The following is a 16,375-nucleotide window of genomic DNA, read 5'->3' on the forward strand; positions in this document are numbered from 1 at the left end:
GAAAATTGTTGGCTATGACATGATGATTACGCTTTTGTCCCCTATGCAGACGGTTTGCTTGGCTCAGCAGCTTGCTGATCGTGTCTATCAAGGAGACTGCATCGCTTTATCAGGGGATCTTGGAGCGGGGAAAAGCACATTTGCGAGAGCCTTTTTGAAGGCCCTCGCGCGTGATGAGAGCTTGGAGGTTCCAAGCCCGAGTTTTGCATTAGTGCAGCCCTATGACACGCCCAAGGGACCCGTGTTTCATTATGATCTTTGGCGGCTATCTGGCCCTGAAGGTTTGTATGAGCTGAATTGGGATGAGGCGTGTGAAGCGATCATGGTGGTTGAATGGCCAGATCGTGCTGAAGATCTTCTTCCGCAAGAGGCGCTGCATGTTCATCTTACCTATGGCGAAAAAGAAGAGGAACGTCATCTTACGATGAGTGGTTGGCCAGAATCACGTTTGATGGGATTGAGTGTGTGAGAGTTGCGACAATCCCGGCGTCATTGCCGTTTCTGGATCATGTAGCGAAAAATTGGTTGGAGCGCATTGGTCTTAAAGGGGTGAATGACGCCCAACAGGGTGGACAGGTTGGGACAATCCTCGTGCCTGGACGCCGGGCAGCGCGCGCTTTGATGGAGGCTTTCCTCAGGGTGTTAGATGGAAAAGCAACGCTCCTCCCAGCCATTGTCGCGCTCGGTGATGTTGATGGTGAAGCGTTATTTTCAATGCGCTTGGAGGAAGGGCTACCTCCTGCTGTTGAGCCGACACGTCGTTTAGCGGTGTTGGCCCGTTTGATTGTACAGGCGTCTTTATTCCGTGGCGTAGAAGGGCAAGGGGCTGAAACGATCGAGCGTGTTTGGCCATTGGCGCAAGCTTTGGCCGACTTGATGGATGAAGCGGAGCGTTGTGGTGTTTCATTAGCTAAAGCCCTACCAGAAGCAGTTGCGGAGGACTTTGCTGACCATTGGCAAAAAACGCTTCTTTTTTTACAAATTGTTACGGACTTTTGGCCGAAATGGCTGGAGGAAGAGGGACAAACAAACGTTCTCGCGTGGCAGATTGCTCTTTTACACGCACAGGCGAAGGCATGGCGAGAAGAACCACCGCAGGCACCCGTTTGGGCGGTCGGATTTGTCGATGGTTCAGCGGGTGTGTCGACTGTTTTGAAGGCTGTTGCGTCTCTTCCTCAAGGGGTTGTGGTCTTACAAGGTGTTGATTGCGCTTTATCAGAGCAATTGTGGGATTCATTGTCGGAAACGCATCCTCAAGCTCTTTTCCGAGAGCTTTTGGATGATATTGAAATAAAGCGGCAAGAGTTAGAAATGTGGGGTACGCCACGTCGTCTTGGTCGAGAAATATTGTTACGCGATGTTCTTCTGCCGGAAGAAGGGATTGCTCGGTGGGGAGAAGAGAGAGAAGAGCTGGATAAAGCAGGGCTGAGCTTTTTGCCGGCCGCTGACTCGCAGCAAGAAGCGCAGGCTATTGCCCTTATTTTACGTGATGTTGCGTCTCATCCAGGGCGGACAGGTGCTTTGGTGACGCCGGATCGAGCCTTAGCCCAGCGCGTAAAGAGTGAATTATTACGTTTTGGGATTTACGCTGATGATAGTGCGGGAGAGTCTCTTGTCCGCACACCGTCGGCTGTTTTTTTACGGCTGATTGCAGCCGCTGTTACGGCGGATTTGTCCCCGGTTGCCTTGTTAGCGGTCATCAAGCACCCATTAGCTTCATTGGGGATGTCACCTGGTCAATGTCGTGTTTATGCGCGGTTGTTGGAGCGTGTTCTCTTGCGTGGGCCTGCTCCAGCGCCAGGAATAAAGGGATTACAGGCGGCATTAGCGGAAAAGCAGGAGAGTCTCTCGTCTGATGAACGAGGAATGTTCACGGTCAAGGAGCTACAGTTTTTTCTAGAGAGGCTTGAGGCTGCTTTTGCGCCACTTCTAACCCTTCAAGGGAAGGTGCCTCTTCCTGATATGTTGGAAGCGTTGATTCAAACAGCAGAGGCGCTTGCCGCGGCTGGGGCCGAGGAGACTGATGCTCTATTGCAAGAAGAGGGGTCCCGTTTATGGCGGGGAGAGGATGGGGCGATGTTGTCTCATCATCTTGTTGAATTAGCGACCTATACCGACTTACTTCCTCCGCAGCCAATCAGTGCGCTCGAGAACTTTTTGACGGTGTCGATGGCTCGGAAAGCGCTAACAGGGCTAAGGGGGCATCAAGACGGCGTTGAGCTCGCTCATCCCCGGATTTCTATTTACGGGGTGTTGGAAGCCCGACTGCTTGCCTTTGATACGGTTATATTAGGAGGGCTGAATGAAACAGTTTGGCCACCACTGCCTGACTCTGGACCATGGATGAGCCGCCCTATGCGGCAGCGTGTTGGGTTGTTTTCTCCAGAGCGGCAGATTGGGGCTAGTGCGCATGATTTTGCAATGGCGGTTCTCGCGGCAGATCATGTGGTATTGTCACGTTCTCAGCGGCGTGATGGTGGGCCTGCGGTGCCGGCAAGGTGGCTTGTACGCCTTTTTGCTTTTCTTGTGGGGCAGTCACAGGGGGGAGAAATCCCCGTGCATCCCGCTTTATCGTGGCAAGAACAGCTTGATCTGCCTTTAGGAGAGGCACGTCCTGTCTTACCGCCTGAACCGCGACCTCCGTTAGTTTTAAGGCCGCGCGGTCTCAGTATTACGGCTATTGATACGCTTAAACATGATCCCTACGCGATTTATGCGCGGTATGTGCTGCATCTTAAAGCACTGTCACCTTTGGAAGAAGGTGTCGAGCATGCTGATTATGGGATGATTGTGCATGCTGCATTGGACCGAATGTTTCGTCATTACCCAGAAGGCTGGCCAGGACGTTCTTCTCAGATATTGAAAACATATTTTGATGATATCTTAGAAAACTCTGCTTTACGTCCTGCCTTACGTGCCTGGTGGCGGCCTCGTTTATATCGCATTGCTGATTGGGTGGTGATGCAGGAAGCAGACCGCATGACTGGGCGTGTCATGGTACGGTCTTATACGGAAGTGGAGACAAGCTTTATCTTAAAGGATCTTCCGGGAGGAGATTTCCGCCTGAGAGGACGGGCTGATCGTATTGATATTGCACGTTATCACGATGTGGATAACCGCCCTCAAGCATGGGTCTTTGATTATAAAACGGGAGCCCCCCCTCCTGTAAAAGATGTGGCAGAGGGGTGGGCATCACAGATGGTATTGGAAGCAGCGCTTCTTGAAAGAGGGGCCTTTAAGGGCGTGCCTTCCTCTGAGGTTGTGCAATTACTTTATTGGCATTTGAGTGGTGGGGCAACGCCTGGAGAAATACGCAAAATTCCTTCTGATCAGGGGAAGGTTGCACGACAAAATGATGTGAGCTTCGCTGATCTGGTGGGGGATGCGTTGGAACGGTTGCGTGCTTTGATTGCAGATTACGATGATCCACGACGTCCTTATCGGTCGCAACCATGGGCAGGGCGTGTGTTGCGTTATACGGATTACGCTCAGCTTGCGCGTGTTGATGAATGGCGATTGTCAGCAGGGGAGGGCGGCGTGTGATTGATGCAGATTCGGAGCGTCAAAATAAGCAAAAAACGGCTATTGAAGTCGCTGATGATGCACAGCGTTTAGCGTCGGACCCCTGTGCATCGGTCTTTGTGTCTGCCTCAGCGGGATCAGGAAAAACAAAGCTGCTGATTGACCGTCTGTTACGGTTAATGCTGCCTATTGAGGGCGTGGATGATGAGGGGCGCCCAACTCTCGTGAAAGGGTCTGATCCAGCGCGTATTTTATGCCTGACCTACACAAAAGCGGCCGCGGCAGAAATGGCCAATCGTTTGCAGAATAGGTTGGGGCAGTGGGTTTCTCTAGCGGATGAAAAATTGGGGGAAGAGCTGAGGGCCCTCAACGTGCCTGATACGGCTGCGACACGTGCGCAAGCACGGGGATTGTTTTTGCGTGTATTGGATCTCCCTGGTGGGCTTCGTGTTGAGACCATTCACGCTTTTTGTCAGTCTTTATTACGGCGTTTCCCATTAGAGGCAGTGTTAGATCCGCATTTTTCCCTTATGGAGGAGACCGATAGCCTTTTAGCGTTGCGTCAAGCTCTTGAGCAGGAGCTAGGTGAGAATGGAGACCATGCCACGACGCTGGCAAGTATTTCGTCATTTGATGACGTCGTGCAGCGTATTACGGGCTTTAATGAGAAGATTGGACGTTTACAGTCCCTTTTGGCGCTTTGGAAGCAAAGCCCTCAGCATGTGTTGGCAGCCTATAAGCATCTTTTGAAAACGGGCAATGACGATACGGCTACGCTTGAGCGGGAAATATGCTCTCCCCCGAAAGAAGAGTTTTTGCGGGAAGGTCTCCAAGCCGCATGGCCCGATATGTCCGAAAGTGGGCGCCGGAGCGGTCAAGTTTTGTTGGATTGCTTGGCACAACCGAAAGATGAACGTCGGGATGAGGTTTTTAGGACCATTTTTCTGAAGGTCAGTGACGGACGGCCCCGTAAAATGAATTCCATGGTCGGGAAAAAGGCTCAATCTCTTGTTCCAGAATTGTTGGAGGCTTTGGAGCAGGAAGCCCAGCGGCAATGGGAATTGGAAGAGCAACGACGCGCACAAAAACTTTTGGTGGTTAATTATGCTCTTTTAGGCCTCGCGGCCCCGGTGTTGTCTCGTTTTTATGACGAGAAGAAACGGCGTGGTGTCGTTGATTATAACGATCTTATTGCGCGAACACGTGATTTGTTACGTGATCCAGGGGTCGCCTGGGTGATGTATAAGCTGGATGGTGGGATTGACCATCTTTTGCTTGATGAAGTGCAGGATACGTCTGCCTTACAATGGGAGATTGCTGGGGCATTAACTAGTGACTTTTTTTCAGGGGAAGGACGCCATCAGCTCGGGCAAAGGCCGCGAACGGTTTTTGCTGTGGGAGACTTTAAGCAGTCTATTTATAGCTTCCAGGGTGCTGAGCCAGAGCAGTTTCATGCGTGGCGCCGTGAATTTGCGCGGCGGGTGAATGCGGCTGGGCTTCTTTGGAGAGAGCCGGAGTTGAATGTCTCTTTCCGCTCTGTTTCACCAGTGCTGCAGTTGGTTGATTGTGTATTTAAAAGCGATATCGCCGCACATGGACTTCGTGAGGTGGGGCGACGCTCATTGACAGCTCATATTTCAGCGCGTCCAGGGGAAGGGGGGCGTGTCGAAATATGGCCTCTTGTCCCGTCAAAAGAACATGAAAATGAACAGACACAGGATGGAAGTGTCATAAGCCCTTGGCGTGCACCACAACGCAATGAAGACCAGCGGAGTGCACCACAACGTTTGGCCGAGGCGTTGGCTGAATGGATCGCAGGGAAAATTGGTATTCCTTTACAAAAAGGACAGTTACCGTTGCGTGCGGGGGACGTTCTGATACTCGTTCCCAAACGATCTGCTTTTTTACGAGCGCTTATTCGTGCGTTGAAGCTGAGGCGTATCCCAGTGGTCAGTTTTATTCGCTCTGGCTTAACGGAACAGGTCGCTGTGCGCGATTTGATGACGCTGTGTGCCGTTTTGCTTTTACCACAAGATGATCTGAGCCTCGCCAGTTTTTTGACGTCCCCTTTAGGAGGGATCAGTGATGATTCTCTCATGGATTTGGTGACACTGAATGGAAAGAAGGCCCTTTTAGGGGCAGACGGTAAGTCTTTATGGTCTGTCTTACGAGAGCGGTATTCAGAGCGAGAAGAGTGGACGCAAGCCTGGGAGCATCTTTCTGCACTGTATCGGCGGGTGGATTACGACACACCTTACACGATTTTAGTTCAGGCATTGGGACCTCAGGGAGGGAGGGCGCGTTTATTGGCTCGATTGGGCCCCGAGGCTGCAGAACCTGTTGATGAGTTGCTCAGCGCAGCCCTAACGTATGAATCCCAACATCCACCATCGCTTCAAGGTTTCCTTCATTGGTTAGAAGCGAGCCAGACAACGACACGTCGGGAGCCTGAGAGTGACATAGATGCCGTACGAATCATGACCGTCCATGGGTCAAAAGGGCTTCAGGCACGGTTAGTCATTCTGCCAGATACGACGTCGGCGATGGATCGCGATCGCGACGTGTTGTGGAGGAGGCAGGACGGTGGGGAGGATTTACCGCTTTGGGTTCCCCATAAGAATGATATGAGAACAACGCAAACCGATCTCTTCACGGGGGAAGCGGCAGAGCAACGGCGTGCTGAACGCAATCGCCTGCTTTATGTGGCTTTAACACGTGCGAGTGATTCGTTGGTTGTATGTGGTTGGGAGCCTTCTGGGCGCGGCGATATCGCTGATACAAGCTGGTACCAACAGTGTTGGGATGGATTTTCTCGATTAGACAACATCACGGCAGAGCCACTTGGACTGGGCTGGCCGGGGGATCGTTTGATTTTTGAAGCACCTGTTGAACGTCGGCAGAATTTATCCTCTTTGGGCATAGACGTTACGCCTCCCATAACATTGCCTTCATGGCTTGGCAGTGCGCCTGAATGGCAGGTTGCTCCAGCCCCACGTGAGGAAGCACTAGCGCGTCCTCTAACACCGAGCCGTCCAGAAGGGGCTGAGTTTGGTCCACTTCCCGTGGCAAAGTCTCCTTTAGACATTTTGCATCAGAAGGTGCGGGACGATGCTCTTCTCAAAGACGAAGGCCGTCAAAAAGCAATGCAACGTGGGCGGCTTGTGCATCGTCTTTTGCAGCTTTTACCAGGGATTCCTGAAAGAGAGCGTGAAGATAAAGCGCGTTCCTGGTTAGCACGACCTGCATGGAAATTATTGCCACGTGATGTTGACACCCTTTGTCGACAGATCATGGGTGTTTTAGCGGAGCCACGATTATCTCCTCTTTTTGGACCGTCAAGTTGGTCAGAGCAGGCGATTTCTGGAACACTCATGCAGGGTACATTAGGGCGTGTTGTTTTAGGGAAAGTGGATCGTTTTTGTCTTCAAGCAGAGAGTGTGTGGCTGTGTGACTATAAAACGGGCCGTCGGCCACCTCGTGAGGCTTCCCAAACACCATCGGCTTATTTGCGGCAAATGGCTGCTTATCGTGCTGTGATGCAGCAAGTGTATCCAGAACGAGAAATTCGCTGTTTTCTCGTCTGGACAGAAGGGCCAGAAGTGAGTGAATTACCGGCGGACCTTCTTAAAGAATATGAGAGAAGTTTTTGATAATTATCAAATATGGTTGCGCTTTTGGAAAAGCGCCCAATATCTCTATGTCCGAAGGCATTATCGCATCATGGATTGCGTTTAAGGGAGTTTTTTATGAGTGAGCATACAGTTGCCGTAACGGATCAGGGTTTTGAGGCAGACGTTCTTAAAGCAGATGGTTACGTTTTGGTTGATTTTTGGGCAGAATGGTGCGGTCCTTGCCGGATGGTCGGGCCTGCTTTGGAAGAAATTGGTGCCGATTACAAAGGTCGCGTGAAAGTGGCGAAGGTGGATATTGATTCCAATCCTGAAACACCAACGACTTATGGTGTGCGGAGCATCCCAACGATGATTATTTTCAAGGGTGGGAAGCCAGTAGCGCAGCAAACGGGTGCACTTCCAAAAAGCCAATTGAAAGCATGGATTGATCGTACATGCGTGTAATGGCCTGAAAGTATATTTTGTGTTCCTGACAGAGATGTGCTGTCATTTGGAGGCGTTGTACCGTTTTTCTTAGGATAGCATGAGTTGGGAGCGTGGCCAGGACGACAGGGAGAGTGTAAGATGGGAGGATGTCTAAGCGTCCAGTCTTTCCTTCGCCTGTCGTTCTGACCTCTTCAGAGGCAGTTGCATCATTATGTGAAACATTGCGTCATGAACCCTTCGTGACGATTGATACGGAGTTTGTTCGAGAGAAAACATATTGGCCTAAGTTATGTCTTGTTCAGTTGGGAGGGAAGAACGACGTTGCGTTGATTGATGCTTGTGCCCCGGGGATTGATTTGACGCCTTTAGCTAATTTGTTGGCAGAACCTTCGTGTAAGAAAGTATTCCATGCGGCTCGGCAAGATTTAGAGATATTTTTGCATCTCTTTGGGCGTTTGCCCGTTAATGTCTTTGATACTCAGATTGCGGCTATGGTGGCCGGATTTGGTGAGCAAGTGGGGTATGATAGTCTGGTAGGGGCTATTACAGGGCAATCAATTGATAAAACGCATCGCTTTAGTGACTGGGCTGCACGTCCATTAACGAAAGCACAAATTGCGTATGCAAGCGCAGATGTAACGCATTTGCGTGTTGTGTATTGTGCATTGCGTGATCAATTGAAAGAGCAGGACCGTATTCATTGGGTTGAGGCTGAGCAGGCTATTTTGACGGAGGAGAAGACCTTTCGTCCTGACCCACGGCGTTTGTGGGAAAAATTAAAGGCACGCACGAATAATCGTCGCATGTTGGCCATTTTGAGGGAGATTACAGCGTGGCGTGAAGGTGCTGCGCAACGTGTTGATGCCCCCCGGCAAAGAATTGTGCGTGATGAAAGCCTCTTAGAAATTGCTGCGGTGAAGCCACGGACCGCGAGTGATCTGGCGCGCATTCGGGGTGTTAGTTCTGGGTTGGCCGATGGAGAAATGGGCAAGGAGCTTTTAAACGCGATTATTGTGGGAGAAGCTGTTTCAGAAGATGAATTGCCAGTACCTCCTTCGAGAAAAAAAGCGGATCGCCCTAAAGTGCCTCAAGGTGTCGTGGCCTTATTAAAAGTTTTGCTCGCGGCGCGTTGTGAGACATATCGTGTAGCGGCCCGTTTGGTTGCCTCGAATGATGAATTAGAGCAACTGGCATTGGGAGAGACAGATTTACCTGTAATGAAGGGATGGCGACGGGATGTTTTTGGGCAGGAGGCACAATTGCTTCTTGCAGGAAAGGTCGTTTTTTCTATTCGTAAGGGGGAATTGCATGTGGAAGCGCCGTCGCTTTAAGAAGTGATGGTGCGTCGAGCTAAGAGATATGAACTCTTCCACCTGCATTTGAATTATTGCTAATGATGGGTTCCTTCTTTGTAGAGTAGAAGGAACTAGATGAATGGGAAAGGGAAGCCGAAGGCTATGGAATGGACAGAGGAACTGATCGCCAAACTTCGGGAATTGTGGAGCCAAGGTCTCTCAACGGCAGAAATCGGGCGACAATTATCCATTACGAAGAATGCGGTTGTAGGTAAGGCACACCGTTTGGAGCTTCCTCCACGCCCTTCTCCTATTCGTAACAAGGGAGCAACTTCTGAGGGAGGCGCTACCACGGCACGTTCACGGACTAGTAAAACGACGCGCCGTAAAAAAAATGCCGAGAGTGAGTTACCTTTTGAGGATGCGAAGGAAAGAAGAGTCCCAGCAGCATCAGATGGGGCTTCGTCAGCAGGGGACGTGAAAGAATCGGCGAAGAAAGTTAGCGAATCAGTTGCCGTGGAAAAAGTTTCTTCCCGTGAGAAGAAGGCTCAGCCAGAGAGGAATATTCTTTCCGAGGATGTCGTAGCACGGGATGTTTCCAAAGAAGAATCACCCCCTGTGCGTTCGTCAGCGCCTCAACCACGGAAAGTTGTCCCGCCTCGTCGTGTAAGAGAGGCGATGGACCGTCCTACTCGGCAGGGGCCATCATGTCAGTGGCCCATTGGTGATCCTGGGACACCAGACTTTCACTTTTGTGGTGCTACCCCCTTACCTGGCAAGCCTTACTGCGGTGAGCATGCGGCTATTGCCTATGTAAAGATACGGGACCGCCGGCATTAGTGGACGCAGCGCACCTACCCCCTCTTTATCAAGAGTAAGGAGGGGGTGCGTTGGTCTCATGGTTAACTGGCAGGATCTTCAGCCTTATTAGGCTCATCATTTTCTACTTGTTTGGCAGGTGTGGCAGCGTTGGGCTGCTGCGGTGTTGTGATGATATCGAGTTTGCCGATAATTTCGCCACCTTCATCAACCTGCAGACGACGGCATGAAGCATCGCCGTTCAAACGGCCGGAATTACGGACACATAAGCTATTTCGTGCCGTTAATTCGCCATCTAGTGTTCCACTAATTTCGGCAGTCTCTACGTTGGCAATACCTTGAAAGGCTCCACCGTGAGCAATAACAAGCTCTTTCGCTGTGAGATGATCCGTTTCAACAGTGCCTTCAATGACGAGCTTTTCAACATCTTGAAGAGCGCCTTTGATCGTGATTCCCCGACCGATCACTAATGTTCGGGAAAAATTCGTTTTGGGCCGACGTTCTTCTCCATTGTCGTGATTAGACGTTGTATGGCGCGCACGAGAGACGAGAGCAGGAGAGCGGGAAGGAGCAAAGGACATATTATCTCTAATGTTACGAAAAGGGGTTGGTTGAGTTGGGGATGTGTTCCCTGGAGTTGATTGGGAGTTATCAGTTGAGGAAGGTTTATCAACCAAGGGGACCTCGCTATTGTCTCTAGAGTAGCAGAAGTGAAGAAAGTCCATTAGGGCGGAAGCCCCATTGGAATAGATAATACCCAACTGGCACAAGATGATGGCAAAATCTTATACGCCACTACGTGATGGCGACAAGCGTTGCGTGGACGTGTGGCGCTGTTTTCTGTCCAGTGTTGTTAAGATATGTCAAAATTTCACAAGATGATGCAATGCGTTTTGTTAATTCTCATGAGAGTTTCTTGTGAGGAATGGGGTAATAAATAAGCCGTTGCTTCGATCCATCGAGGCTTTATGGTGCAGCTGCATTGTTATGAAAAGTTAGGAAAATTATGTCAGATTCATCCACCCCTGTGCGGTATGATCTCCTTTGTGTTGGCAACGCCATTGTCGATATGTTGGCCTCAGTAACGGTTGATAAGGTGACGGAGTTGGGAGCGGTGCCTGGGAGTATGACTCTCATTGACACACCGACAATGGAGAATTTGCAGAAAACCATTACGGTGGAACATGTTGCAGGGGGCGGATCCGCTGCGAATACCGCCGTTGTCGCTGCACGGATGGGAATTCGCTCTGGATATCTTGGTAAAGTTGCCAAAGATCAAGCCGGAGATGATTTTACGGATGATTTGAAAGCACAGAAGATTGCTTTTCCGTCGCGTCCTTTGGAAGCATCTCATGGGAGTGATGTTATTCCAACGGCACGTTGCATTGTTTTGGTGACGCCTGATGGGCAACGTACAATGTTCACATATTTGGGTGCGTGCGTTGAGTTTACGCCAGATGACGTACAAGAAGAAATTGTTGAGCAGTCAGCGGTAACATATCTGGAAGGGTATTTGTTTGACCGCCCACGTGCGCAAGAAGCGTTTCATCGGGCTGCTGAGCTTGCCCATAAAGCAGGGCGTAAAACGGCATTAACACTTTCTGATACGTTTTGTGTGCAACGTCACCGTGATGCCTTCCGTCAATTAGTGGCGGAATCGATCGATATTCTCTTTGCTAATGAGGCGGAGATCCAGGCGCTTTATGAAACAGAACGTTTGGATGATGCTCTCGTCCAAGCAGCACGTGATACGGCCCTTGTGGTTGTGACGCGGGGAGCAGCCGGGGCTGTTGTGCAGTCTGGCTCAGAGCGCTTTGATGTACTGACTGCGCCCGTGAAGGTCGTGGATACTACTGGAGCCGGTGATGCGTTTGCTGCAGGCTTCTTGGCGGGTTTTGCGCGTCATAAATCCCTGAAGGAGTGCGCAGAACTTGGCAACCGTGCAGCTGGCTCGGTTATCACTCGTTTAGGGGCTCGTCCTAGTGAGGACTTTGATATAACGGTTTAATATCAAAATAGGATGGTTTTCAGTGGGAAGGCATAGATATTTTGGTGCTGCTTCCCACTGAAAGGACTCTATAGATCACGCCACCCAATAGAATGGATATGATTTTCTTCCAGGCAGTGGCGTGTTTCAGGGGCTATGAGGGCATTGAGTTCCCCTCGTTGGTCATAGCCAGGCATAAGCTGAGCCATTTGAGTGTTTTGGTGTGTCGCTGGGTGGAAATAAATCTCACTTGTTCCAGACGGAAGCTGTGGGAGTAGAGATTGAACTTTTTCTGGCGTCATATGGCCGGACCATCGAAGGCCGAAGCAATAGTGATTCGTTTTTATCCCGGCCAATCGGATTTGTGCGCGCAGTATATGCGTCCAATAGTGAAGTGCTCGATCCCCTAGGGAGGTTGCTTCGTTAAGCGGATTGGAAGGCTCATAAGGGGTACGCACAGCTTTTAAGCCATAATTGAGCCCAGTTTTAATCAGTAAATTTCCAATAGTGGGATGAAGATGCATGTGTTTATGTGCATTGGCATGATCCAGTGATAAGCCGCTGAGAGAAAAAGCACGAAACTGAGCTTCAATTTCTCTTTTCATGGCTGAGCGTGCATGGGGAGAGAAAAAATAGCGAATGCCAAGTTCTAATTGATTACGACCAAACCACCCTTGAGTGTCTGTAATGGCGGGGAGCTTTAAAATTGAATCGCCTTCAATGGTTACAAGATGGAGGCCGACCTTTAGATTAGGCATGCGTCGTGCGCGTTCGATCGCATCTTGAGCAGCCGGTGCTGCCACCATGAGGCTTGTTGTCGTTAAGACACCTTCACGATGTGCCTTTTCAATGGCTTCATTAACTTCAAGGCTCATCCCAAAATCATCGGCGGAGATGATGACGCGGCGCTGATGTGACGGTAAGGCCATAAGAGAACATATCCGTAAATAATAAAGGGAATAGCTGATAAGCTATTCCCTTTGATGCAGCCCATAAACGTGATGGGGTTTTAATTAGTTAGCGTGACGCTGGCGAAGGAACTGGAAGAACTCCACACCTTCACGAAGGCGACGTTTCATCATCTGAGGATCACGAATCATCTCGTTGACGATAGAAGCAATTTTTGACGGACGGAAATAAAATTCCCGGTAGAATGTTTCTACACTCTTGAAGATTTCTGTGTGTGACAGATGAGGGTAGTGAAGAGGAGCAATCTGCACGCCATCATCATCAATCAGCTCAGCTTCGTCTTCGTTTAACCAGCCATTCTCGGAGGCCTGCTTATGCAAGGCGGTACCAGGATAAGGTGCCGCAAGAGAAACTTGCAATGTATGAGGGTTAATTTCCTTAGCGAACTCGATGCTTTCACGAATTGTTTCGCGTGTTTCGCCTGGGAGACCAACAATGAAGGTTCCGTGAATTTTGATACCCAGTTTATGGCAATTCTTCGTAAATTCACGTGCAACTTCAATGCGCATACCCTTCTTGATGTTGTGAAGGATCTGCTGATTTCCGCTTTCGTAACCGACGAGGAGCAAACGGAGCCCATTGTCACGCAATACTTTTAATGTGTTGTAGGGAACATTAGCTTTTGCGTTGCAAGACCATGTAACACCCATCTTGCCAAGCTCACGCGCAATCGCTTCAGCACGAGGGAGATCATCGGTAAAGGTATCATCATCAAAGAAGAATTCTTTGACCTGAGGGAAGTATTGTTTTGCGAGTCGTACCTCTGCGGCCACATGTTCAGGGCTGCGTGTCCGGTAACGATGTCCCCCAACAGTCTGCGGCCAGAGGCAGAAGGTGCAGCGTGATTTGCAACCGCGGCCTGTATAGATGGAGATATAAGGGTGCTTTAGGTACCCAATGAAGTAATCTTCAATTTTAAGGTCCCGTTTGTACACTTCCGTCACAAAGGGGAGGCTGTCCATGTCTTCAATCATGGAACGGTCTTTGTTGGTGATAATCTCACCAGCGTCATTCCGCCAGGTAATACCGTCAACGTCGGCAAATGGCGTGCCTTCAGCAATTTCCTTAATGGTAAAATCGAATTCGTTACGTGCAACGAAGTCGATAGGGCTACCCTGAAGCAAGCTTTCGTTAGGTTGCACGGCTACTTTGGCGCCGACCATGCCAATTTTCAGTTTTGGATTGGCTTCTTTCAGCATCTTGGCGACTCGAACATCGGAGCTGAAAGAAGGGGTCGATGTATGAATGATGACAAGGTCACGATTCTTAACATCTTCCAAAATAGGTCCCATGCCCATTTTGGCTGGTGGAGCATCGATCAGACGGGAGCCAGGAACAAGCGCCGCAGGCTGGGCGAGCCATGTTGGATACCAGAAAGAACGAATCTCTCGTTTTGCTTGGTAGCGTGATCCTGCACCACCATCAAAACCATCGAAGGAAGGGGGTTGTAGGAAAAGGGTTCTCATCATGATCGGACACTACTCCTGTTGATGTCTGACGTGTCGACGCCGTGCCCATGGACGCTCGGAGAGGAAGGGTCGTCGGCTGCGCGTGGTGTTCGACGACGGGACGCTGATTGTGTTTTGTTACGGTTGATATGGACTGTTCGGCCACGCCATGCAACGCGCGAGCCGCGCGCGCTGGCGATCATGACGGCAGCAGATAGCCAATCTCGTAAAAGAATGTAAGGGGAAATGCTGGGTAGTGGGCATTTCGTCAAGCGGGAAATATGGCGAGTTGTTAAGCTGCGTACTAGCCATCCCCCAATTAGTAACAGCCACGCTTTCCGCGATTTAGGAGAAAGAATGACACTCAGTGTTGCCCAAACAAGTGGGAGTTGGAGGGATGAAAGAGCATAACCAAGAGGTTCAATGCTTCTTACCGTTCGCCCCCAACGAATCTCGTGCGCTAAAAGCTCCCCAAGAGTTTCCTCCGCAACGGTAGTTAAGCACAAAGTGGGAGCTAATGCGATAGTTCCGCCTTGGCGTACAATACGTTTTCCTAGTTCCGAATCATCAGCAAGATAATTGACGAGAGCATGGAAACCACCAATGCGTTCAAGATTTTTCTTCGTAAGTGCCATGGTCGCGCCTAGGCAATCTTGCCGACCGAGAAGGCGAGACATCATAACACCCGGAAGAAAATTGCTGTTGATGCTATAGGCCCCTAATTGCCGGACAAGGCGTCGGTCTGCAGGGAGCCCGGCATAAAGCGTCGTGACAAGCTGCACATCAGGTTTAAGCAGTGTAGCAACGATGCGCCGGAGATAAGAAGGTTGAACATGAATATCGGAGTCCGCGATCACAAAAAGATCGTGCTGGCACACCGATTGCATGTTGACGAGGTTGCTTACCTTACGGTTTGGTCCGTGGTTGGTTGTATCTATGACAACTGAGACAGGCCGTTCCGGGAAGCGGGCGCGCAAGCGATCTATGATAGGCAGAGCCTTATCATGAGGGTGCTGCACGCCAAAGATGAGCTCATAATTAGGATAATCTTGCTGGAAAAAGCTTTCAATGGCTTCTTCAAGAAGAGGCTCTTCCCCTGCGAGTGGTTTGAGTACGCTTACAGGAGGGCTGGTCTGAGGAGAGGCATCATGGGATGAAGATGCAGTTTCGCGTTCCATCCTACGGAAACGCGAAAGCAAGGTAACGCCGATGATGCCTTGAATATGGCCGGCAATCGATAAAAGGCCGCTAACGGCAGCTGCAAGTGTCGTCAATGCCGGCATCGCTTACCGTGCTCCTTTGCTTTTTTCATCACAGCATGAGGAGAAAACTCCCGTGCTGTTTGCACAGGAGTCGTGTGGTGAAAGAAGACTCGGAGGGTAAAAGGCCATACAGTGATTATTCATGAAGGAAATCATCAGCCTTTTGAGTCAGATTTTTTGTCAAACCGCTGGCTCCGCTTTGTCCGAAGATGGCTCTAAAATCGGATCGTTGGACGGCGACTTGGCTAATGTGACCATTCAGGAGGATGTCAATGATACGCCATCCCTGAGGGGTTTGCGACATAACATAGTCGATGGATGTTGCATCGCTCACGGGGTCTGCTTTGCCACGGATTGTGGTATGAACAACTGTGCCGCCCGTTGAATTCTTTTTCGTCGTAGGCGAGACCATGAAGACAGCATCCGTTCCAGGCTTAAAGGTGGATGCATAATGTGCAGCGGTGAAACGCTGAAAAGCAGCCAAAAGCTGTGAGCGCTCATCGGCCGAGAGGTGGTCAAACCGTAGCCCAATGGAACGGCGCAGAATGGCACTTAGATCAAATGCCTGATCAACGGCGGGACCAATGATAGTGCTACGTTTATCGGCACTATCTCCATCCGTTTCAGCCTTTTGTAGGGCTGCATACAGTCCTTGGATCGGCGTAGTGGCGGCGGATTCGTTTGTATTGCTGGCTGCATGTGCAGCTGACACGATGGGGGTTACACTAAGGCCGCTAGCAACGAATAGGCTTCCAACGAGCAAGACAGAACGGGTAGTGTGAATCATAAAACGCCTGTTCATGTTCATGCTATTTCTCCCATATGGTTTCGTACAAGTTTGCCGTCATCCAGCTGCCTTGTAACAGATGGAGACGCTCCGTGCTGTGTTAGATATGATACAGTCATGATGGCAATATGGTGTTTTGTCATTGAATGAACAGTTACCAACGAGCTATATCAGCACATGAATTGCGTGGCGTTTGCCGTAGCTGGTGCTGCCATGGCCACGCGCAGT

12 protein-coding genes are annotated in these 16,375 nt (G+C 50.2%); 7 read left to right on the plus strand and 5 right to left on the minus strand.

Annotated elements, in window-relative coordinates; genetic code table 11:
• Window positions 1-19 precede the first annotated feature (19 nt).
• The 6 genes from tsaE to GS501_RS01880 all read left to right on the plus strand — a co-directional run bounded on the left by tsaE (window position 20) and on the right by GS501_RS01880 (window position 9,715).
• Complete coding sequence (tsaE, locus tag GS501_RS01855; protein WP_160830172.1) at window positions 20-469, plus strand: tRNA (adenosine(37)-N6)-threonylcarbamoyltransferase complex ATPase subunit type 1 TsaE; 450 nt, start codon at window positions 20-22, stop codon at window positions 467-469.
• Entirely contained in the window at window positions 442-3,543 is a 3,102-nt protein-coding gene (gene addB, locus GS501_RS01860) for a double-strand break repair protein AddB (RefSeq protein ID WP_370517934.1), read from the plus strand. Before tsaE ends, addB begins: the two co-directional genes overlap by 28 nt.
• Window positions 3,540-7,172: a double-strand break repair helicase AddA gene (gene addA, locus GS501_RS01865; protein ID WP_370517905.1), complete on the plus strand. Its 3,633-nt coding sequence runs from the start codon at window positions 3,540-3,542 to the stop codon at window positions 7,170-7,172. The genes addB and addA overlap by 4 nt, the downstream gene beginning before the upstream one ends.
• A gap of 96 nt (window positions 7,173-7,268) precedes the next feature.
• The gene (gene trxA, locus GS501_RS01870) at window positions 7,269-7,598 is read left to right on the plus strand and encodes a thioredoxin (RefSeq protein WP_160830174.1); all 330 of its coding nucleotides are present in this window, start codon (window positions 7,269-7,271) and stop codon (window positions 7,596-7,598) included.
• A gap of 128 nt (window positions 7,599-7,726) precedes the next feature.
• Window positions 7,727-8,911 carry a ribonuclease D gene (gene rnd, locus GS501_RS01875; protein ID WP_160830175.1) on the plus strand — a complete coding sequence of 395 codons (1,185 nt, stop codon included), beginning with the start codon at window positions 7,727-7,729 and terminating at the stop codon, window positions 8,909-8,911.
• Window positions 8,912-9,037: 126 nt separating this feature from the next.
• Window positions 9,038-9,715, plus strand: a complete 678-nt coding sequence (locus GS501_RS01880; RefSeq protein ID WP_160830653.1) for a GcrA family cell cycle regulator — start codon at window positions 9,038-9,040, stop codon at window positions 9,713-9,715.
• A gap of 62 nt (window positions 9,716-9,777) precedes the next feature.
• On the opposite strand, the gene GS501_RS01885 is transcribed toward GS501_RS01880, so the two are convergent.
• Entirely contained in the window at window positions 9,778-10,275 is a 498-nt protein-coding gene (locus tag GS501_RS01885; protein WP_160830176.1) for a polymer-forming cytoskeletal protein, read from the minus strand.
• 425 nt (window positions 10,276-10,700) lie between these two features.
• Between GS501_RS01885 and GS501_RS01890 the strand changes: the two genes are divergently transcribed.
• Window positions 10,701-11,702, plus strand: coding sequence for an adenosine kinase (locus GS501_RS01890; protein ID WP_160830177.1), 1,002 nt, complete (start codon window positions 10,701-10,703; stop codon window positions 11,700-11,702).
• A 68-nt stretch (window positions 11,703-11,770) separates the two neighbouring features.
• On the opposite strand, the gene hpnK is transcribed toward GS501_RS01890, so the two are convergent.
• The 4 genes from hpnK to GS501_RS01910 all read right to left on the minus strand — a co-directional run bounded on the left by hpnK (window position 11,771) and on the right by GS501_RS01910 (window position 16,168).
• The gene (hpnK, locus tag GS501_RS01895) at window positions 11,771-12,610 is read right to left on the minus strand and encodes a hopanoid biosynthesis-associated protein HpnK (protein ID WP_160830178.1); all 840 of its coding nucleotides are present in this window, start codon (window positions 12,608-12,610) and stop codon (window positions 11,771-11,773) included.
• Window positions 12,611-12,694: 84 nt separating this feature from the next.
• A complete protein-coding gene (hpnJ, locus tag GS501_RS01900; protein ID WP_160830179.1) occupies window positions 12,695-14,119 on the minus strand; it encodes a hopanoid biosynthesis associated radical SAM protein HpnJ in 1,425 nt (474 codons plus the stop codon).
• Complete coding sequence (gene hpnI / locus GS501_RS01905; RefSeq protein WP_160830180.1) at window positions 14,116-15,381, minus strand: bacteriohopanetetrol glucosamine biosynthesis glycosyltransferase HpnI; 1,266 nt, start codon at window positions 15,379-15,381, stop codon at window positions 14,116-14,118. Before hpnI ends, hpnJ begins: the two co-directional genes overlap by 4 nt.
• A 115-nt stretch (window positions 15,382-15,496) precedes the next feature.
• Window positions 15,497-16,168 (minus strand): ABC transporter substrate-binding protein, encoded by a 672-nt coding sequence (locus GS501_RS01910; RefSeq protein ID WP_160830181.1) that lies wholly within the window; start codon window positions 16,166-16,168, stop codon window positions 15,497-15,499.
• Window positions 16,169-16,375 lie beyond the last annotated feature (207 nt).

Source organism: Saccharibacter sp. 17.LH.SD (assembly GCF_009834805.1).
Taxonomy (GTDB): Bacteria; Pseudomonadota; Alphaproteobacteria; order Acetobacterales; family Acetobacteraceae; genus Saccharibacter.